18 protein-coding genes and 1 tRNA gene are annotated in these 18,723 nt (G+C 72.7%); 9 read left to right on the top strand and 10 right to left on the bottom strand.

Annotation, left to right across the window (positions count from 1 at the left end; genetic code table 11):
* Positions 1–29 precede the first annotated feature (29 nt).
* Both RB608_RS14330 and RB608_RS14325 read left to right on the top strand, forming a co-directional pair.
* Positions 30–1,322, top strand: coding sequence for an aspartate kinase (locus tag RB608_RS14330; RefSeq protein WP_308088652.1), 1,293 nt, complete (start codon positions 30–32; stop codon positions 1,320–1,322).
* A complete protein-coding gene (locus RB608_RS14325; RefSeq protein WP_308088650.1) occupies positions 1,319–2,362 on the top strand; it encodes an aspartate-semialdehyde dehydrogenase in 1,044 nt (347 codons plus the stop codon). The genes RB608_RS14330 and RB608_RS14325 overlap by 4 nt, the downstream gene beginning before the upstream one ends.
* Before the next feature lie 121 nt (positions 2,363–2,483).
* On the opposite strand, the gene RB608_RS14320 is transcribed toward RB608_RS14325, so the two are convergent.
* The 3 genes from RB608_RS14320 to RB608_RS14310 form a co-directional block, all read right to left on the bottom strand.
* Positions 2,484–3,578, bottom strand: a complete 1,095-nt coding sequence (locus tag RB608_RS14320; RefSeq protein ID WP_308088649.1) for a hypothetical protein — start codon at positions 3,576–3,578, stop codon at positions 2,484–2,486.
* A gap of 112 nt (positions 3,579–3,690) precedes the next feature.
* Positions 3,691–3,764 (bottom strand) — tRNA-Pro (locus tag RB608_RS14315).
* Between the two features lie 89 nt (positions 3,765–3,853).
* Positions 3,854–4,783, bottom strand: coding sequence for a metallophosphoesterase (locus tag RB608_RS14310; protein ID WP_308088648.1), 930 nt, complete (start codon positions 4,781–4,783; stop codon positions 3,854–3,856).
* A 36-nt stretch (positions 4,784–4,819) separates the two neighbouring features.
* Here RB608_RS14310 and RB608_RS14305 point away from each other — a divergent pair, with 36 nt between their 5' ends.
* A complete protein-coding gene (locus RB608_RS14305; protein WP_308088647.1) occupies positions 4,820–5,278 on the top strand; it encodes a GatB/YqeY domain-containing protein in 459 nt (152 codons plus the stop codon).
* A gap of 211 nt (positions 5,279–5,489) precedes the next feature.
* On the opposite strand, the gene RB608_RS14300 is transcribed toward RB608_RS14305, so the two are convergent.
* Complete coding sequence (locus RB608_RS14300; protein WP_308088646.1) at positions 5,490–7,823, bottom strand: transglycosylase domain-containing protein; 2,334 nt, start codon at positions 7,821–7,823, stop codon at positions 5,490–5,492.
* A gap of 240 nt (positions 7,824–8,063) precedes the next feature.
* Here RB608_RS14300 and RB608_RS14295 point away from each other — a divergent pair, with 240 nt between their 5' ends.
* Complete coding sequence (locus RB608_RS14295; protein ID WP_282401519.1) at positions 8,064–8,342, top strand: WhiB family transcriptional regulator; 279 nt, start codon at positions 8,064–8,066, stop codon at positions 8,340–8,342.
* Positions 8,343–8,396: 54 nt separating this feature from the next.
* Here the strand turns inward: RB608_RS14295 and RB608_RS14290 are convergent, their stop codons facing one another.
* From RB608_RS14290 to RB608_RS14265, 6 genes are all read right to left on the bottom strand, one after another.
* Positions 8,397–9,542 carry an ArsA family ATPase gene (locus RB608_RS14290; protein WP_308088799.1) on the bottom strand — a complete coding sequence of 382 codons (1,146 nt, stop codon included), beginning with the start codon at positions 9,540–9,542 and terminating at the stop codon, positions 8,397–8,399.
* Positions 9,543–9,610: 68 nt separating this feature from the next.
* On the bottom strand, positions 9,611–10,612 hold the full coding sequence (locus RB608_RS14285) for an ArsA-related P-loop ATPase (RefSeq protein WP_308088644.1): 1,002 nt from the start codon (positions 10,610–10,612) through the stop codon (positions 9,611–9,613).
* Between the two features lie 35 nt (positions 10,613–10,647).
* Positions 10,648–13,074 (bottom strand): FtsX-like permease family protein, encoded by a 2,427-nt coding sequence (locus RB608_RS14280; RefSeq protein ID WP_308088643.1) that lies wholly within the window; start codon positions 13,072–13,074, stop codon positions 10,648–10,650.
* Positions 13,074–13,808: an ABC transporter ATP-binding protein gene (locus RB608_RS14275; RefSeq protein ID WP_308088642.1), complete on the bottom strand. Its 735-nt coding sequence runs from the start codon at positions 13,806–13,808 to the stop codon at positions 13,074–13,076. Before RB608_RS14275 ends, RB608_RS14280 begins: the two co-directional genes overlap by 1 nt.
* A 160-nt stretch (positions 13,809–13,968) precedes the next feature.
* Positions 13,969–14,670 (bottom strand): response regulator transcription factor, encoded by a 702-nt coding sequence (locus tag RB608_RS14270; protein WP_308088641.1) that lies wholly within the window; start codon positions 14,668–14,670, stop codon positions 13,969–13,971.
* On the bottom strand, positions 14,667–15,839 hold the full coding sequence (locus tag RB608_RS14265) for a sensor histidine kinase (protein ID WP_308088639.1): 1,173 nt from the start codon (positions 15,837–15,839) through the stop codon (positions 14,667–14,669). Before RB608_RS14265 ends, RB608_RS14270 begins: the two co-directional genes overlap by 4 nt.
* An 88-nt stretch (positions 15,840–15,927) precedes the next feature.
* Between RB608_RS14265 and RB608_RS14260 the strand changes: the two genes are divergently transcribed.
* The 5 genes from RB608_RS14260 to RB608_RS14240 all read left to right on the top strand — a co-directional run bounded on the left by RB608_RS14260 (position 15,928) and on the right by RB608_RS14240 (position 18,629).
* The gene (locus RB608_RS14260) at positions 15,928–16,080 is read left to right on the top strand and encodes a hypothetical protein (RefSeq protein ID WP_308088638.1); all 153 of its coding nucleotides are present in this window, start codon (positions 15,928–15,930) and stop codon (positions 16,078–16,080) included.
* A gap of 235 nt (positions 16,081–16,315) precedes the next feature.
* A complete protein-coding gene (locus tag RB608_RS14255; RefSeq protein ID WP_257426113.1) occupies positions 16,316–16,471 on the top strand; it encodes a DUF4177 domain-containing protein in 156 nt (51 codons plus the stop codon).
* A gap of 3 nt (positions 16,472–16,474) precedes the next feature.
* On the top strand, positions 16,475–16,942 hold the full coding sequence (locus tag RB608_RS14250) for a RidA family protein (RefSeq protein ID WP_308088637.1): 468 nt from the start codon (positions 16,475–16,477) through the stop codon (positions 16,940–16,942).
* Positions 16,939–17,811 (top strand): NUDIX domain-containing protein, encoded by an 873-nt coding sequence (locus tag RB608_RS14245; RefSeq protein WP_308088636.1) that lies wholly within the window; start codon positions 16,939–16,941, stop codon positions 17,809–17,811. Before RB608_RS14250 ends, RB608_RS14245 begins: the two co-directional genes overlap by 4 nt.
* Positions 17,811–18,629, top strand: a complete 819-nt coding sequence (locus RB608_RS14240; protein WP_308088634.1) for an MBL fold metallo-hydrolase — start codon at positions 17,811–17,813, stop codon at positions 18,627–18,629. Before RB608_RS14245 ends, RB608_RS14240 begins: the two co-directional genes overlap by 1 nt.
* Positions 18,630–18,723 lie beyond the last annotated feature (94 nt).

Genomic DNA, 18,723 nt, shown 5'->3' with positions numbered 1-18,723 from the left:
ACCGAGACCACCGCCAGGAGTGAGCCCCCGTGGGCATTGTCGTGCAGAAGTACGGCGGCTCGTCGGTCGCCGATGCCGCCGGGATCAAGCGCGTCGCGCAGCGCATCGTCAACACGAAGAAGGCCGGCCACCAGGTCGTGGTCGTCGTCTCGGCGATGGGGGACACGACGGACGACCTGATCGACCTCGCCAACGAGGTCTCGCCGCTGCCGCCGGCCCGCGAGCTCGACATGCTGCTCACCGCCGGCGAGCGGATGTCGATGGCCGTGCTGGCGATGGCGATCCACGACCTCGGCCACGAGGCGCGCTCGTTCACCGGCTCCCAGGCCGGCGTGATCACCGACGCCGAGCACGGCAAGGCGAAGATCATCGACGTCACGCCGGGCCGGATCCAGACCGCGATCGACGAGGGCGCGATCGCCATCGTCGCGGGCTTCCAGGGCGTCTCCCAGACGACCAAGGACATCACCACGCTGGGCCGCGGTGGCTCCGACACGACGGCGGTCGCGCTGGCCGTCGCGCTGCGCGCCGACGTCTGCGAGATCTACTCCGACGTCGACGGCATCTTCACCGCCGATCCCCGCATCGAGCCCCGGGCCCGCAAGGTGCCGCGGATCTCCTACGAGGAGACGCTTGAGATGGCCGCGCAGGGCGCCAAGATCCTGCACCTGCGGTGCGTCGAGTACGCCCGCCGCTATGACATGCCCATCCACGTCCGCTCGTCCTTCTCCGAGAAGGAGGGCACCTGGGTCGTCAAGTCCGCAGATGTTGCAGGTGTTGCTCAGGAGGGTGCAAATACTATGGAAGCCGCGATCATCACCGGTGTCGCCCACGACCGCAGCCAGGCCAAGATCACCGTGGTCGGCGTACCGGACAAGCCGGGCGAGGCGGCGGCGATCTTCCGCGCCGTCGCGGAGGCGCAGATCAACATCGACATGATCGTGCAGAACGTGTCGGCCGCAGCGACCAGCCTGACGGACATCTCCTTCACGCTCCCCGCCGGCGAGGGCCAGACCGCGATGACGGCGCTCTCGCGACTCCAGGAGACGGTCGGCTTCGACAGCCTCCAGTACGACGACAGCGTCGGCAAGGTGTCGGTCGTCGGTGCCGGTATGAGCTCCTCGCCGGGCATCTCCGCGCGCTTCTTCGAGGCGCTGTCGGAGGCGGGCGTCAACATCGAGATGATCTCCACCTCGGAGATCCGTGTCTCGGTCGTCGTGGCCGAGACCCAGGTCGAGGCGGCCGTCAACGCCGCTCACGCCGCGTTCGACCTCGGGTCGGACGAGATCGAGGCTGTGGTCTACGGGGGGACCGGACGATGAGCGTCAACATCGGTGTGGTCGGCGCGACCGGCCAGGTCGGCGTGGCGATGCGCCAGATCCTGCTCGAGCGGGAGTTCCCGGTCGGGGACGTCCGCTTCTTCTCCTCGGCCCGCTCGGCCGGCAAGGTGCTGCAGTTCGGCGATCGCGAGGTCACCGTCGAGGACGCCGAGACCGCCGACCCGACCGGGCTCGACGTCGCGCTGTTCTCGGCCGGGGCCACCGCCTCCCGCGCGCTGGCCCAGCGGTTCGTCGACGCAGGCGTGATCGTGGTCGACAACTCCTCGGCCTTCCGCAAGGACCCGGCGATCCCGCTGGTCGTCTCCGAGGTCAACCCGGAGGCGGCGGCGTCCGTCATCGAGGCGGGTCGCGGCATCATCGCCAACCCGAACTGCACCACGATGGCCGCGATGCCGGTGCTCAAGCCGCTGCACGAGGAGGCCGGCCTGGTCCGGCTGATCGCGTCGACGTACCAGGCCGTCTCCGGCTCCGGCATCGCCGGTGTCGAGGAGCTCGCCACGGGCGTCACCGCGGCGGGCGACAAGGCCCGGGAGCTGGCGTACGACGGCGAGGCCGTCGCGTTCCCCGAGCCGGGCGTCTACAAGAAGACGATCGCCTACAACGTGCTGCCGTTCGCCGGGAACCTCGTCGACGACGGACTGAACGAGACCGACGAGGAGCAGAAGCTCCGCAACGAGTCCCGCAAGATCCTCGGCATCCCGGACCTGCGTGTCTCCGGCCTCTGCGTCCGCGTCCCGGTCTTCACCGGTCACTCGCTGGCGATCAACGCGGAGTTCGCCTCGCCGCTGACCGCCGAGCGGGCCCGCGAGCTGCTGGCCGGGGCTCCGGGCGTCGAGCTCGCCGACATCCCGAATCCCCTCGCGGCGGCGGGCAAGGACCCGTCGTACGTCGGCCGGATCCGCCAGGACCCCGGTGTCGACGACGACCGCGGCCTCGCGCTCTTCGTCTCCAACGACAACCTGCGCAAGGGAGCCGCCCTCAACACGGTCCAGATCGCGGAGCTGATCGCCGCCTCCCGCTGACGCAGCCCAGGGCGAGGGGTCGCGGCTTCATCACGTGATGTAGGTGAACCCGCGCTTCTGTAGCGGGAACTCGACTACAGAAGCGCGGACTGCCTACATCACGTGATGAAACGAGCCCGGCCTACTCGTTGGCTGGGTCGACGAACGTCCTGGTGACCCAGACCGAGGCGAGGTAGGCGCCGATGCTGAGGATCGGCACGATGATCAGCGTCGACCAGTGGTCGAGCAGGTCGATGAGGAAGAGCAGCGCCACGACCGCGACCAGGCCGACGGCCAGGAAGCTGCTGCTGCCCGGATCCGGGATGGCGAACGCCTTGAGCAGCTGGGCACCCAGCAGGACGCACAGCGCGAACGTGGCGACCAGCAGCAGGAAGCCGGGGCCGCCGCCGCAGGAGGACGTCCCGCGCACGGCCTCGCAGCCGCGCAGGGACAGCCACGTGAGGACGACCATCGCCGCGCCCACCACGAGGCCGGAGAGGGCCGCGGCGCGGTAGGCCGTCAGCAGGGCGCCGCCCGCGCCCAGCGAGACGATCTCGGCGTCCTCGAGATCCCTCGTGCTCACCGGCTCGGGCTCCACCTCGACCGCAGCGGGCCGGGGTGCGCGACGGGGGGCCGGCTGTGGTGTGGGCTCGGGGGCCGGCTCCGGCGTGGGGACCGGTGCCGCGTCGGCGGACTCCGGCGCGGGCTCGTCGGCCTCGGGGAGGACGACCGTCGGTTCGGGCTCCGGCTCGGGTCCCACGTCGACCTCGGCGGTGACCTCCGGGGCGGGCTCGGGTGTGGGCTCGGGGTCGGCGGCAGCCGCAGGCTCCGACTCGGTAGCGTCGGCGTCGGCGGCCTCAGGCTCGGGCGTGGGCTCGGGGTCGGCGGCGGCCTCAGGTTCCGGCTCCGTGGGGTCGCCGTCGGCCACAGGCTCGACGGTGGACTCAGGCTCCGGCTCCGTGGAGTCGACGTCGACGGTGGGCTCCGCCTCGGGCTCGTCGGTGGGCTCCGGGTCAACCGTGGGCTCCGGGTCAACCGTGGGCTCCGGCTCGGGCGCGGGTGCCGGCGCAGCAGCGACAGGATCGGGCGTGGCCTCGGGCTCCGGGCGGGCGACAGGACGAGCAGGGCGGCCGGGAGCACCGGGAGCGGCGGGTGCCTGGCCGGCGGCCTTCTTCTTCCGCCCGAACAGCTTCGGCGGCTCCAAGCTGAGCTTCAGCTTGTCCTGCTCGTCTGACATGGCATGCAGTGTGTCACGAACGCGCAGGTGAGCGAGGGGTGGCCGCACGGCGACACGGGGGCGAAAACCTCGACGGGCGGATCCGGTCTCACCGGATCCGCCCGTCGATCGGTCGGGCTGACAGGATTTGAACCTGCGGCCTCCTCGTCCCGAACGAGGCGCGCTACCAAGCTGCGCCACAGCCCGCCATGAACCGGCTCCGAGGAGCGGCTCACCAGCACGGGAGCATAGCGGAGCCGGTGGCCGGACCCGCAATCGGGATACCCCTGGCAGCCCTACCGCGGGAGCAGGGTGAGCAGCGTGGCCTCGGGGCGGCAGGCGATCCGGATCCGGGTGTACGGGTTGGTGCCGAGGCCGGCGGACACGTGCAGCCAGGCCGATCCGGGGTCGCCGGGCCGGGAGTCGGCGGGGTGGCGGTGCAGGCCGCGGGCCCGCGCGGGCTCGAGGTCGCAGTTGGTGGCGTACGCACGGGAGTCGCCGGGCCACGGGAGTCGGACCTGACCGCCGTGGGTGTGCCCGGCGAGGACGGCGTCGTACCCGTCGGTCGCGAAGCGGTCCAGCACCCGCAGGTACGGCGCGTGCGCGAGTGCCAGCCGCAGGTCGGCGGTGGCGTCGGCGGGCCCCGCGACGGCGGCCAGGTCGTCGTAGGCGAGGTGCGGGTCGTCGACACCGGCGAGGGCGAGGATCGTGTCGCCGACGGTGAGTCGGTCGCGGCGGTTGGTGAGGTCCAGCCACCCGGCGCCGGTGAGGGCGGCGCTGAGCTCGCGCCAGGGGAGCTGCGGCGTCGCGGTGTGGCGTTTGCCGTTGTCGGGGAGCACGTAGCCGAGAGGGTTGCGGAGACCGGGCTCGAAGTAGTCGTTCGAGCCGTGCACGAACACGCCCGGTCGCTCCAGCAGTCCACCGAGGCTGTCGAGCACCACGGGAACGGCCGCCCGGTGGGCGAGGTTGTCGCCGGTGTCGACGACGAGGTCCGGCTCCAGGCGGGCCAGGCCCCGCAGCCACTCCTGCTTGCGGGTCTGGCCGGGGGTCATGTGGAGGTCGCTGAGGTGGAGCACCCGCAGCGGTCGCATCCCGGCCGCGAGCACACGCAGATCGACCCGGCGCAGGGTGTACTGACGTGCCTCCCACAGGGCGTACGACGTCACGGCCGCCCCGAGGGCCCCCCCGACTCCGGCGGTCCGCAGCAGCGCCGTCCCGAATCCCATTCGTCCAGTCTCGCCCACGGCAGGCAGAATCGAGGCATGAGCACCCTCAAGGACCAGCTGCGTACCGACCTCACGACCGCCATGAAGGCCCGCGACGAGGTTCGGTCGTCGACCCTGCGGATGGTCCTGACCGCGGTGACCAACGCCGAGGTCGCCGGCAAGGTCGCCAAGGAGCTGACCGACGACGAGGTCCTCACCGTCCTGGCCGCCGAGGCCAAGAAGCGCCGGGAGGCCGCCGTCGCGTTCGAGGACGGCGACCGCCCCGAGAGCGCCGCCAAGGAGCGGGCCGAGGCGGCGGTGATCCAGGACTACCTGCCCGCGCAGCTCGGGCCGGAGGAGATCGCGGCGATCGTGACGGCGGCCGTCGAGCAGGCCGGGGCCGCCGGCGCGGGCCCGAAGGCGATGGGTCAGGTGATGGGCATCGTGCAGCCGCAGGTCAAGGGCCGGGCCGACGGCGCCGCCGTCGCGGCGGAGGTACGCCGCCAGCTCGGGTGAGCTGTGTTGTCGGGCCGAGCGTGTCGCCCGGTCGAGAGGCGCGCACGGTCACTCGCTGCGCTCGGACCGCGGTCGCCTCGCGACGCGGCTACGCCGCCGGGGCGCCACGCTGCCGGCCGTGTTGCCGGGCCGAGCGTGTCGGATACCGGGCTCGCCGCCCGGACCTCGCTCCGCTCGCCCCGCGGGCTTCGCCCGGTGCGGCCGAGCCGACTCAGCCCTGCCCGTTGCCGTTGCCGTTGTTGTTGCCCCGGCCCTTGTTCTTCTTGCCCTTCTTCACCTTCGGCGTGCCGTCGGAGATGAACAGGGTCACGGTGTCGCCGGCGGCCAGCCGGGCACCGGTGCCGGGGGCGGACCAGGCGACCAGACCCTGGCCGACCGCGGAGTCGACGGTGCCGCCGTTGGTCACGGTGAAGCCGAGCCCCTCGAGCATCGCCTTCGCGTCGTCGTACGGCTTGCCGGAGACGGCGGGGACGGTGGTGAGCAGGCCGCGGATGTCGCTCGAGGACGGCCGCGTGAAGTCGATGTCGTCGAGCAGGGGGGCGATGGCCTTGAAGGCGTCGCCCCAGATCGGGCCCGCGGTCGTCGAGCCGGAGGATGCGTACAGGGTGCGCCCGCCGACCGACTTGCCGTCGAGGGACTCGGGGTGTCCCTGGCCGTTGACGCCCGCGACCATGGCGGCGCCCGCGAGGTTGGGCGTGTAGCCGACGAACCACACCGAGTTGTTGCCGTTGGTGGTTCCGGTCTTGCCCGCCGCGGGCTGCCCCGGCGCCTGCGCGCTCGCGAATCCGCCTTCGATGACACCACGGAGGACGTCGTTGACGGCGTTGGCGACCGGGCTGGCGAGGACCTGGGTGCAGTTCTTCTCGTACTTCTTGAGCACATTGCCCTGCGCGTCGGCGATCTCGGTGACCGGCCGCGCGTCGCAGTGCAGCCCCTCGGCCGCGAAGGTGGCGTAGGCCTCGGCCATCTCCAGCGGGCTGACATCGGCGACGCCGAGGGTGAACGACGGGATCATGTTGGCCTCGGTGAGCTCGGTGATGCCCATCTCGCGAGCCAGCTTCCACGGCTCGCAGAGCCCGGTGGCGAGCTCGAGGTTGACGAAGAAGGTGTTGACCGAGTTCCGGGTGCCCTCGTAGAGGTCGGGGGAGGCCGAGGAGCTCGTGGAGTTCTTGGGCTCCCACACCTCGCTGCTCTGGTAGGGCCCGTCGCAGGTCTCGAACTCGTTGAGCGGGAAGCGGCCCGGGTTCGGCGCCGGGAACCGCTGGGTCAGCGGGATGTCCTGGTTGATCGCCGCGGCGAGGACGAACGCCTTGAACGTGGAGCCGGGCTGGAAGCCGGCCGCGTCGCCGTACCGCGTCGGCACGGTGTAGTTGAGGAAGGTCTCGCCCTTCTTCTTGCCCATCGGCCGGGACTGGGCGAGGCCCTTGACGTTGCCGGTGCCCGGCTCGATCAGCGCGAGACCACCGACGGCGAGGTCGTCCTTGTAGACCTGGGAGGTGACCGAGTCGTTGGCGGCCTTCTGGTAGCGCAGGTCGACAGTGGTCTTGATCGTCAGGCCGCCGTTGAAGATCAGCTGCCGGCGCTCCTCCGGGTTGGCGCCCAGCGCCGGGTCGGTCATCAGCCAGCGCACGACGTAGTCGCAGAAGAACTGCGCCTCGGAGTTCACGCAGCCGTTGGGCTGGTTCTGCACGCGAAGGCCGAGCTTGCGGTCCTTGGCCTTGCCGGCGTCCTCGTCGCTGATCACGCTCAGCTGGGCCATCCGGTCGAGCACGATATTGCGGCGCACTGTCGCCTGGGCCTTGTTCTTGGTCGGGTTGTAGGCCTCGGGGCTCTGGACCAGGCCGGCGAGCAGCGCCGACTGACGCAGATTGAGGTCCTTGGCGTTGACGCTGAAGAAGTGCTGCGCGGCCGCCTGGATGCCGTAGGCGCCGTCGCCGAAGTACGCCGTGTTGAGGTACCTCTCGAGGATCCAGTCCTTGGTGTGCCGCTTCTCCAGGGCGATCGCGTAACGGAGCTCGCGGAGCTTGCGGCCGTAGCTGTCCTCCTTGGCGGCCCGGATGGCCTCCTTGTCGCCCTTCGCCTGGGTGATCAGGGTCAGCTTGACCAGCTGCTGGGTGATCGACGAGCCGCCCTGGGTGACGCCGCCCGCGGCCTGGTTGGTGAACAGCGCGCGCATCGTGCCCTTGAGGTCGAGCGCGCCGTGCTGGTAGAAGCGGTAGTCCTCGATGGCAACGATGGCCTCGACCATCGTGCGGGAGATCTGGCCGAGCGGGACGTTGACCCGGTTCTGGTCGTAGAGCGTCGCGATCGTCTTGCCCTCGGCGTCCTTGACCTCGGTGCGCTGCGGCAGCTGCTCGGTCTCGAGCTCTTGGGGCAGGTCGTCGACCGACTCCGAGACGTTGCGCGCGGAGAAGCCGAGGACGCCCGCGAACGGGATGGCCAGACCGGAGACGACGACGCCGAGCACGGCCGCGACGATCAGCATCACGCCGAGGTGGGAGGCGACCTTCCGCGGTGGGAGGCCGTCGAACCGGGTGCGGGACATGCGCTCAGGGTACGTGGTCCCACCCCACGGTCCCGAGTCCTCGGACCGCTCGCTCCGGCCCCGTGACGCCGGATCGGCGGCGCTCTGGGCCCGACCTGTCTAGTCCGATGTGACTAGACAGGTTGGGCCCGATGAGCGATATCGGTGTGGCGCGTCGTCCTTTACCTTGGACCGGTCGAGGAGACCGAGCGCTGTGGGGGCGTTGGCTCCTCGGTTGTGGGAAGCACCAGGGGACAACACATGTGGGTTGAGGATTGGGCGCCACGCGCCGCCTGTCGGGGACAACAGCCGGACCAGCTCTTCGTCCGTGGGGCCGAGCAGAACAAGGCCAAGCAGGTCTGCACCGGCTGTCCGGTGCGCACCGAGTGCCTGGCCGAGGCACTGGACAACCAGATCGAGTGGGGTGTCTGGGGCGGGATGACCGAGCGGGAGCGCCGTGCGCTCCTCCGACGCCGTCCGAACGCCTCCTGGCGCAACGTCTTGGAGTCCGCTCGCGACGATCAGGACGCCACGGTCTGATCCCTCCCGGGACCCGTCCGGGTCCCGGTGCGCGTCACCGACGCGGGAGCCTGCTCACGCGGGGCTCGTGGATCCGTCCGCCGTGCCCCCCAGCAGCCCGCCCACCGTGCGCAGCCCGCCGAGGTCGTGCACGTCACCGGCGAGCGCTGGTACGACGACCGTCGGCACCTGCGGGTGCGCGGTGGCGAACCGGTCCCGGAGGGTGCGCTCGCGCTGCACCATGCGCACCCGGTCGGCGTGCAGTCGGAGCAGTCCGGCGGTCAGGGACGCCGTCGGCGAGGCGCTCGCGGTGCGGCGCAGCCGCTCGGCGGCCGTCATCGCCTCGTCCGCGGAGAGCTCGCCCGCGGGCTCGGGGCTGGCGCGGTTGACGACGAGTCCCGCCAGGGGCATGTCGTCCTCGCTGAGCCGCTCGACGAAGTACTCCGCCTCCCGCAGCGCGTCCGCCTCGGGGGCGGCGACCACGAGGAACGCCGTACCGTCGGCCTTGAGCAGCGAGTAGGTCTGCTGCGCCCGCTGCCGGAAGCCGCCGAAGACCGTGTCGAGCGCGGTGACGAAGGTCTGCAGGTCCTTGAGGAACTGGGCGCCGAGGATCCGGGTGAGGGCGTTGGTGATCAGGCTGAATCCGGCCGTCATCAGCTTGGCCGGGCCCTTGGCGGGCGTCAGCAGCAGCCGCACGAACCGGCCGTCCAGGAAGCTGGACAGGCGCTCGGGGGCGTCGAGGAAGTCGAGCGCCGAACGCGACGGCGGGGTGTCGACGACGATCAGGTCGTAGGTGCCCTGGGCCTGCGCATCGCGGTGGATCTGGCCGAGCTTCTCCATCGCCATGTACTCCTGGGTGCCCGCGAACGAGCTCGAGAGCGCGATGTAGAACGGGTTGGCCAGGATCTGCTTCGCCTTCTCCGGGCTGGCCTGGGAGAGCACCACCTCGTCGAAGGTGCGCTTCATGTCGAGCATCATCGCGTCGAGGCTGCCGGTGCCCTCGACGCCGACCACGGGGCGCGGGGTGTTGTCGAGCTCCTCGATGCCCATCGACTGCGCGAGCCGGCGGGCCGGGTCGATGGTCAGCACCACCACCCGGCGGCCCCGCTCGGCGGCGCGGAGCGCGAGCGCGGCGCTGGTGGTGGTCTTGCCGACACCGCCGGAGCCGCAGCACACGATGATGCCGGTGCCGGGGTCGTCGATGAGGGCGTCGACGTCCAGGGGGCCGGCCTGACGGCCGGTCGCGGGACCGACGCGCGACGGGCGGTGAGCGCTGCTGCGGGAGGTGCTCACGACGCCATTCCCTGCTCTCGGAGGAGGCCGGCGAGCTCGTAGAGCCCGCCGAGATCGATGCCGCCGGCCATCCGCGGCAGCTCGTACGACGGCACGTCCAGTCCCGCCACGATGGCCCGTTGCGAGTCCTCCAGCGCCCGGCGCTCGGCGTGGTCGGCCGCCTCGACCAGCAGTCCGTCGACCAGGTCGGGGCCCACGGCGATGCCACCGTCGGCCAGGTCGCTCTCGATCCGGCCCCGGTCGAGCGTTCCCGCCCGGGCCGCGGCGAGGTCGGCAGCGTCGAGGTCGCGGGGCCGGATCTGGTTGACGACCACACCGCCCACCGGCAGCCGGGCCGCACGCAGCTCGGCGATCCCGTCGGCGGTCTCCTGGACCGGCATCTCCTCGAGCACGGTGACCAGGTGGACCGCCGTGCGGGGGGAGCGGAACAGGCTCATCATCGTGTCGGACTGGGCCTTGATCGGCCCGACCTTCGCCAGCCCGGCGAGCTCGTTGCTGACGTTGAGGAACTGGGCGATCCGGCCGGTCGGCGGGGCGTCGAGCACCACGGCGTCGTACTCGATGGCCGACTTGTTGCGCCGGTTGCGCTGCACGGCCTCGTAGACCTTGCCGGTGAGCAACACGTCGCGGACGCCAGGGGCGATGGTGGTCGCGAACTCGATGACGCCGAACCGGTCGAGGGCCTTGCCGGCGCGGCCGAGCCGGTAGTACATCGAGAGGTACTCCAGAAGCGCCGACTCGGCGTCGATGTGCAGCGCGTGCACGACCCCGCGGCCGCCGTCGGGCTCGGGCAGCCCCGTCGTCAGCCTCCGCTCCTGGTAGGGCAGCGGGTCGACGTCGAACATCCGGGCGATGCCCTGGCGGCCCTCGACCTCGCACAGCAGCACGTTCCTGCCGCGGGTGGCGAGCGCGAGGGCGAGGGCCGACGCGACCGTGGACTTGCCCGTCCCGCCCTTGCCGGTGACGACGTGGAGACGCACCTTCGGCCAATCACTCACCCGGCGAGCCTAATGGTGCGTCCCCACGTCGGGGGTCAGTCCAGCGAGAGTCCCGCCGCCGGGGCGATCCGCGATGCCCGCCGGGACGGGACGACGGCGGCCACGAGCCCCGCCAGGGCGGCGATCGTCACGACCAGGCCCAACTGACCCCACGGCAGGACCAGGCCGGCCCCGTCGATCGCGGGCTGCACGAGCGCGCGGACCGCGGTCCAGGCGAAGACGACGCCCAGCGCGGTGCCGAGCACGGTCGCGACGAGGGACAGCAGCACGGCCTCGGTGGCCAGCATCCGGCGGACCTGGCGGCGGGTGAGCCCGAGGGCCCGCAGCAGTGCGTGCTCGCGTCCGCGTTCGAGCACCGAGAGCCCGAGCGTGTTGCCGATGCCGACGAGGGCGATCAGGACCGCGATGGCGAGCAGGCCCACGACGCCGCCGGTGAGCACGTCCAGCTGCAGGTCGACGTAGGACCGCTTGGCCAGGCCGTTCTCCACGCCCGCGTCGACCGGCGCGGCGATGGCCTCCACCGAGCCGGCCAGATCCTCCGGGTCGGCGTCCCCCGCTGCCCGCAGCCATACGGCGTGGACCGCCGCTGCGGGCGCGAGGGCGTCGAGCGTCGTACGCCGGACCAGGGCGGCCTCGCCCCAGCCCTCGCCGCCGGCCACGCGGAGCTCCCGGGTCCTGTCGCCGACCGTGACCGGCACGACGTCGCCGACCTCGAGGCCGTCGCCGAGCAGATCCCAGGGCACCAGCACCTGACGTGGCCCCGGGGTGGGGAGCGCACCGTGCAGCACGGTCGCGTCGCCGTCGGCCGAGGCCGGCAGGAGCGGGAGGGGCGCGAGGTCATCGATCGTGGCGACCGCGCCCGGGACGGGTACGGCGGCGGCGACTCCGTCGACCGCGGCGAGCCGGTCCACGGCGTCCGCCGGCAGCGGGCCCTGGGCGGTCACCGTGAGGTCGATCGAGTACTGCTCGTCCATCTCTGCCGAGACGGCGGAGCGGGAGCTCGCCATGCCGGTGAGGACGGCGGTCGTCAACGTGACGCCGATGAGCAGCGAGGCCACCGTGGCGGCGGTCCGGCGCGGGTTGCGCACGGCGTTGCCCGCGGCGAGCCGGCCGGCCGGTCCGAGGAGCCGCCGGGTGAGCGGTCCGGTGGCGCGGATCAGGGCCGGCACCAGGATCGGGCCGAAGAGCAGCACGCCGAGGAAGACCGTCGCGCCGCCGACGGCGAGGGCGCCGACATTGGCCGTGGCGACGGCGGCGACGAGGCCGAGGACGCCGGCGACGAGCATGACCGCGCCGAACGCGATCCGGATCCGGCCGGTGCGGGTCCGCGCCTGGGTGCTGTCGTCGGGGCGCAAGGCCGCGAGTGGGCTGATCCGCACCGCGCGCCGGGTCGGCAGCCACGCCGCGACCAGGGTCACTCCGACGGCGACGGCCGCGGAGCCGGCCAGCCACGCCGGCGCGACGTCGGCGTGACCCAGCCGGGCTCCCGGCCACTGGGCGCGGACCAGCGCCACCAGTCCGTAGCCGGCCCCCAGGCCGGACAGCACGCCGATGATGGCGGCCAGGACGCCGAGGGCGACGGACTCGAGGCGCACCGAGCGCAGCACCTGGCTGCGCGTCGCGCCCACGCAGCGCAGCAGCGCGAAGTCCCGCGAGCGCTGGGCGAAGAGGATCGTGAACGTGTTGTTGATGACCAGGACGGCCACTACGAGGGCGATCGCGCCGAACAGCAGCACGACGACCTGGATGATGTCGACGCCGTTGTTGACCTCCCGCTGCAGCTCCTGGAGGAACGCCGGGACGGTCGTCGGCTCGGCGTCCGGCACGACCGTCCGGATGGCCGACCGGGCGGCGTCGTAGCCGCCGCCGCTCCAGGCCAGACTGCCGACGTAGAGGCTGTCCGCCCAGCGGGACAGGTCGGACCAGAGCAGGTAGACCGACGCGACCGCGTGGTTCGACGGCGAGTCCGCGATCCCGACGACGGTGACCTCCAGGGCGCTGCTGCCGGTGCCGATCCGCAGCCGATCGCCCAGCGCGAGCTGCTTCGCCTTGGCCGCGTTGGTGTCGACGAGCGCCTCGCCGGGAGCGCCGGGGAAGCGGCCGTCGAGCAGGTCCTGCCAGCGGTGGGCCGGGCGGTCGGGCACCTGGGCGATGTCGGTGCTGGAGTCGATCACCTTGCCCTCGCGGGCGACCTGCTGCATGGTCCAGCCGACCAGCCACGCGTCGGCGTCGTCCCCCGGCGCGGCGGCGAGCAGACGGGCCGCATCGCCGGAGGACGGACGGTCGAGGACGGCGTCGGCACCCGCGTAGGGCTCGCCGATGCCGGCGGTCAGGCCGTCGCGGACCGCGGAGGAGAGGGCCGCGGTGACCACGATGAACGCGGATCCGACGACGATGGCGAGCAGCGCGGCGCCGTACCGGCGGGTGTGGGTGCGCAGCGACGCCAGGATGACGGTGCGCATCAGGCGGCAGCCTGACGACGCTCGGTGATCCGGCCGTCGGCGAGGACGATGACGTCGTCGGCGTACGTCGCCGCCTCGGTCTCGTGGGTGACCATCACGACGGTCTGGCCCAGCTCCCGCACCGACTGGCGCAGCAGCGAGAGCACCTCGGCGGAGCTGGAGCTGTCGAGGTTGCCGGTGGGCTCGTCGGCGAACACGATCGCCGGCGCGGACAGCAGGGCGCGGGCGATGGCGACCCGCTGCTGCTGGCCGCCGGACAGCTCGGCCGGCCGGTGGGTCAGTCGCTCGGTGAGGCCGAGGGTCTCGACGATGCCGTCGAAGCGCTCGCGCAGGGACCGCTCGCGGTCCCGACCGGCCAGCTCGGTGGGCAGCCAGATGTTCTGCGCGGCGCTCAGCATCGGCAGCAGGTTGAACGCCTGGAAGACGAAGCCCACGTGGTCGCGGCGGAACCGGGTCAGCGTGTCGTCGTCCATGCCTTCCAGCGCCTGGCCGGCGACGGTCACCCCGCCGGCCGTCGGCTGGTCCAGCCCGGCCAGGCAGTGCATGAGGGTGGACTTGCCGGAGCCGGAGGGCCCCATGATCGCCGTGAACCGGCCGGCGGGCAGGTCGAGGTCGACACCGCGGAGCGCGTGGACGAGGGTGTCGTCGCGGCCGAAGGACTTCATCAGGCCCCGGGCGCTGGCGGCGAGGGCGACGGTGGGCGCGGGGGGTTGGGGGGACGTCAGCGAGGTCATGCCGACGAGCCTCGCCGGGATCGCCCCCCCCGATCGTCAGGCCACGGGTTGATCCGTCGTCCGCCGACGGGTGGACCTCGGGGCCGGTCTGGTCGTCGTACCGGACAAAACGGTCGTAAATCGGGCGAACTCAGAACCGTTCTGTCCGGTACGACGGGGGTCAGGGGCGGACGAGCCCGGTCTCGTAGGCCAGCACGACCAGCTGGACGCGGTCCCGGGACCCGGTCTTGGCCAACAGCCGGCCGATGTGGGTCTTCACCGTCGCCTCGGAGACCACGAACTCGGCGGCGATCTCGGCGTTGGCCAGGCCGCGGCCGACCAGGACGAGGGTCTCCCGCTCGCGCTCGGTGAGGCTGTCGAGCCGGGCGTCGGGGCCCGGCGCCGCGGGGTCGGGCAGGACGTCCGCGAAGTGCTCGAGCAGGCGCCGGGTGGTGCTCGGGGCGACCACGGACTCGCCGCCGTGGACGGTCCGGATCGCGTCGAGCAGGGTCTCGGGGGTCGCGTCCTTGAGCAGGAACGCCGCGGCCCCGGCCCGGATCGCGGCGAAGGCGTACTCGTCGAGATCGAAGGTGGTCAGCACGATCACCTGCGGCGGATCGGGCCGATCAGCCAGCCGCCGGGTGGCCTCGACGCCGTCGAGGCGCGGCATCCGCACGTCCATCAGGACGACGTCGCAGCGCGTCACCGCGAGTCGCTCCAGTGCCTCGCCGCCGTCGCCGGCCTCGCCGACCACGCTCAGGTCGGGCTGGCTGTCGATCAGCATCCGGAACCCGGCGCGGACCAGGTCCTGGTCGTCGACGAGGAAGACCCGGATCGGCTCGGTCGGGGAGGTCGCCTCGGGCGGCCGGTGCTGCTCGGTCACAGCGGGATCCTCGCGCACACCGCGAAGCCGCCACCCGGCGCGGGCCCGGTCGTCAGGGTGCCACCGTGGGCGGCCACCCGCTCCCGCATCCCGGCGAGCCCGAGTCCGCGGCCGTCGTCGGGAGCGGCCGCGCCCCGGCCGTCGTCGGTCACCTCGACCACGACCGCGCCCGCCTCGACCCGCAGCGCGACGGTCGCGGCAGCGTCGGGTCCCGCGTGCCGACGGACGTTGGTGAGCGCCTCCTGCGCGATCCGGTACGTCGTCAGGGCGACGCCGTCCGAGACCTCGGGCGCCGGCTCGGGGAGCTGGGCCACGACGCGTGTCCCGGCAGCACGTGCCTCGCCGAGGAGTGCCGCGAGGTCGCCGAGGCGAGGCTGGGGAGTCGTCGGCGCCTCCTCCGCGCGCAGCAGCCCGAGCATCCGGCGCAGCTCCGCGATCGCCTCCCGGCCGGTCGTCGCGATCGTCGCCAGCGCCGGCCCGGTCACCGACGGGTCGTGCGCCGCCGCCGCTCGGGCGCCGTCGGCCTGCACGACGATCGTGGTCAGCCCGTGCGCCACCACGTCGTGCATCTCGCGGGCGATCCGGTGCCGCTCGTCGATCGCCGCCAGCGCGGCCTGCTGAGCCGCCTCGCGCTCGAGCCGCGCGCCGCGCTCGACCAGCGCGTCGACGTACGCCTGCCGGGTCCGGCCGAGGGTCCCGAGCGTCCAGGCGACGACGGCGAACAGCGCGACGGTGACCGAGTAGGCGGTGACGTTCTCGACGGTCAGCAGGTCGGCACCGAAGCCGCGCAGCCAGTCGAACGCGGCGACCAGGGCACCGACCAGGCCGGTGCCGAGGGCGCCCGCGGCCCACCGCGGGCCGGCGTACCGCGCGACGGAGTAGACCGCGACCGGGAACGCGAACTGGCTCCACAGCGGGTGGTCGTTGAGCAGCGGCTGGACCGCCGTCGCGGTTGCGACGGCGGCGAACACCGCGACGGGGTACCGGCGCCGGAACAGCAACGGCGTGATCTGCGCGAACATCAGCAGGCCGTCGGCGACGTCGACGAAGAACAGGTACGGCAGGACCGGCAGCAGCAGGACCGCCGTCAGGGCGACGTCGAACCATCGTTCGCCGCGCGGTCCGAGCCGCCACGGCTGTCGGTGCGCTCCCAGGGCAGGTCCGGCCACCGGGCCACCGTAGACGGCGGCCGGGTCGCGAACGTCAGACCACGGGTGGATCCGCGGCGTACCATCGAGGTGTCGGAAGGAGCCGTCCATGGCCGAGCAGTCGCGACTGGAGCGCTACAGGCACCTGCCTCCGCCGGTCGACCCGCAGACCCTGCGCACCACCCAGGACGTCGACCCGCCCCCGCCCGAGGACGACGACGCCTACCGCGAGCTGCTCTGGGTCGTGAACCGCTACGGCTGATCCGCCGATGCTTTGCGCCTCCGAATCTCTCCGAGGCGACGGTGGGGACGCCGGGCGAGGAGGTGTAGGGAGCGAGGGACGGCGACCGGAGCCGACGAGAGCGGTGCTTCCACCGTGCCGGACGTGTGCCGCCAGGCGAAGGCAGGACCGACGGAAGCCAACTGCGCGCGCGGCAGCACGGCGCGAGGCACGAGCGACGTGCTCGCGTCGATCGGCACTGAGTAGGGTGCGGAGCATGACCAAGTGGGAGTACCAGGTGGCGCCGGTCTTGAACCATGTCGCGGCGCAGATCCTCAACAACTTCGGCCAGGACGGCTGGGAGCTCGTCGTCCTCGTCCCCGGCCAGGGCGGCAATGACATCGCCTACTTCAAGCGCCCGATCGAGGGCTGAGGCATGACGACTCCCGAGGAGAGGCTGGCGGAGCTCGGCCTGACGGTGCCCGAGGTCGTCCCGCCGGTGGCGGCCTACATCCCCGCCGTCCGCAGCGGCGAGCGGGTCTACACCTCCGGCCAGCTGCCGATGCGCGACGGCGCGCTGATGGCCACCGGCAAGGTCGGCGACACGGTGGGCGCCGACGACGCCTACGCCTGTGCGCGCCAGTGCGCGCTCAACGCGATCGCCGCGATCCGCTCGATCGCCGGCGACCTGAGCCAGGTGCGCATCGTGAAGGTCGTCGCCTTCGTGGCCTCGACGCCCGACTTCACCGGCCAGCCGGGCGTCGCCAACGGCGCCTCCGAGCTGTTCGCCGAGGTGTTCGGCGACGCGGGCGTGCATGCGCGCTCCGCGGTCGGCGTACCCGTGCTCCCGCTGGACGCGCCGGTCGAGGTCGAGGTGATCGCCGAGATCGGCGGCGCCGCGTGACGTCCGTCCCGTTGCCGCCGGTTCAGCTCCCCGCGAGGCTCGCCGACCTGGCGGCGGAGTACGCCGACGGCCGGCGTGAGGCCGCCGTCCCGCGCGACGCGGCGACGGTGGTCGTGCTGCGGCCCGGCGCCTCCGGCGAGCCGGAGGTCTACCTGCTGCGGCGGCAGGTCTCGATGGCCTTCGCCGGCGGCATGTGCGTGTTCCCCGGCGGTGGCGTCGACCCGCGCGACTACGACCACACCGTGGCGTGGGCCGGCCCGGCGCCGGCGGAGTGGGCGGCGCGCCTCGGCACGACCGAGGACGTGGCGAGGGCTCTGGTCTGCGCCGCGGTCCGTGAGACGTTCGAGGAGTCCGGGGTGCTGCTGGCCGGCACCTCCGCCGACAGCGTCGTCGCGGACACCACCGGCGACGAGTGGGAGACCGACCGGGTCGCCCTGGAGTCGCACGAGCTGGCCATGACCGACTTCCTCGACCGTCGGGGACTGGTGCTGCGCACCGACCTGCTGGGCATCTGGAGCGGCTGGCTGACGCCTGTGTTCGAGCCGAAGCGCTACCGCACCTGGTTCTTCGTCGCGCAGCTCCCGGAGGGACAGGTCACGCGCGACGTGTCCAGTGAGTCCTCCGAGGTGGTCTGGGTCGGTGCCGCGGCGGCCGCCGACGCCGCCGACACGGGAGAGCTGGCCATGCTGCCGCCGACGTACCTGACCTGCCTGGAGGTCGGCACGCACGCCACCCCCGCCGAGGTGATCGCGGCGAGCGGAGGGCGGGCGGTCACGATGTTCACGCCGGAGGTCGAGCCGCTCGGCGACGGTCACGCCCTGTCGATGCCCGACGAGCTGCGCCCGCTCGTCGCGGCGCGGAGGGCCTGATGGACCCCTGGCACGGCGGTTCGTACGGCGACCGGGGTCGTTGTGTGCTCGCGCCCAACCCCGGCCTGATGACGCTCGACGGCACCAACACCTGGATCCTGAGGGAGCCCGGCTCCGAGCGTTCGATCGTCGTCGACCCGGGGCCGCTGCACGACGAGCACCTGGACGCCGTCGCCGCGGTCGCGGGCCAGGTGGACGCCGTCGTCGTGACCCATCATCACCTCGACCACACCGAGGCGGCCCGCTCCTTCGCGGAGCGGATGGGCTGCGGTGTGCGGGGTCTCGACGCGGCGCAGTGCTGGCGCTCGGACCCGATCTCGGACGGCGAGGTGCTGTCCGTCGGTGGCCTCGACATCGAGGTCCTCACCACTCCCGGCCACACCGCCGACTCCATCTCGCTGCTCCTCGAGGCCGACGGCGCGCTGCTCACCGGCGACATGGTGCTGGGCCGCGGGACGACCGTGATCACGCACCCCGACGGCGACCTCGGCGCCTACTTCGACTCCATCGCCCGGATGCGGTCGCTCGTCACCGACGGCCGCGTCGCGTCCCTGTGGCCGGCCCACGGCCCGGTCCTGCCGGACGCCGCGGCCGTGCTCGACCACTACGTCGTACACCGCCGCGACCGGCTCGCCCAGGTCGAGGCCGCGCTACCGCGCCTCGGCCTGTCGCCGGACGAGCTGCCCCCGGACGTCGGCGACCACCCGACGCTGCCGCGCCAGGTCGTCGAGGTGGTGTACGCCGACGTCGACGAGTCCCTGTGGGGGGCGGCCGAGCAGTCGGTGCGGTCCCAGCTGGCGTACCTCGCCCGCCGCTGAGCCTGGCCCGGGCTGAGCCGCGGGGTCGGTCTGCGCGGTTGGTTTCATCACGTTATGTAGCCGAACCCGCGCTTCTGTAGTGGAGCTCCGCTAC

Source organism: Nocardioides sp. LHD-245, assembly GCF_030929495.1.
Classification (GTDB): Bacteria; Actinomycetota; Actinomycetes; order Propionibacteriales; family Nocardioidaceae; genus Nocardioides.
This window is presented reverse-complemented; position numbering and strand designations above follow the sequence as displayed.

Excerpts from the sequence above, each read along its gene's own strand:
- RB608_RS14260 (WP_308088638.1), top strand. The coding sequence starts at position 15,928 with ATGGCCGAGCAGTCGCGACTGGAGCGCTACAGGCACCTGCCTCCGCCG.
- RB608_RS14240 (WP_308088634.1), top strand. The coding sequence starts at position 17,811 with ATGGACCCCTGGCACGGCGGTTCGTACGGCGACCGGGGTCGTTGTGTG.
- RB608_RS14255 (WP_257426113.1), top strand. The coding sequence starts at position 16,316 with ATGACCAAGTGGGAGTACCAGGTGGCGCCGGTCTTGAACCATGTCGCG.
- RB608_RS14300 (WP_308088646.1), bottom strand. The coding sequence starts at position 7,823 with ATGTCCCGCACCCGGTTCGACGGCCTCCCACCGCGGAAGGTCGCCTCC.
- RB608_RS14250 (WP_308088637.1), top strand. The coding sequence starts at position 16,475 with ATGACGACTCCCGAGGAGAGGCTGGCGGAGCTCGGCCTGACGGTGCCC.
- RB608_RS14275 (WP_308088642.1), bottom strand. The coding sequence starts at position 13,808 with ATGACCTCGCTGACGTCCCCCCAACCCCCCGCGCCCACCGTCGCCCTC.
- RB608_RS14280 (WP_308088643.1), bottom strand. The coding sequence starts at position 13,074 with ATGCGCACCGTCATCCTGGCGTCGCTGCGCACCCACACCCGCCGGTAC.
- RB608_RS14305 (WP_308088647.1), top strand. The coding sequence starts at position 4,820 with ATGAGCACCCTCAAGGACCAGCTGCGTACCGACCTCACGACCGCCATG.
- RB608_RS14310 (WP_308088648.1), bottom strand. The coding sequence starts at position 4,783 with ATGGGATTCGGGACGGCGCTGCTGCGGACCGCCGGAGTCGGGGGGGCC.
- RB608_RS14325 (WP_308088650.1), top strand. The coding sequence starts at position 1,319 with ATGAGCGTCAACATCGGTGTGGTCGGCGCGACCGGCCAGGTCGGCGTG.
- RB608_RS14320 (WP_308088649.1), bottom strand. The coding sequence starts at position 3,578 with ATGTCAGACGAGCAGGACAAGCTGAAGCTCAGCTTGGAGCCGCCGAAG.
- RB608_RS14295 (WP_282401519.1), top strand. The coding sequence starts at position 8,064 with ATGTGGGTTGAGGATTGGGCGCCACGCGCCGCCTGTCGGGGACAACAG.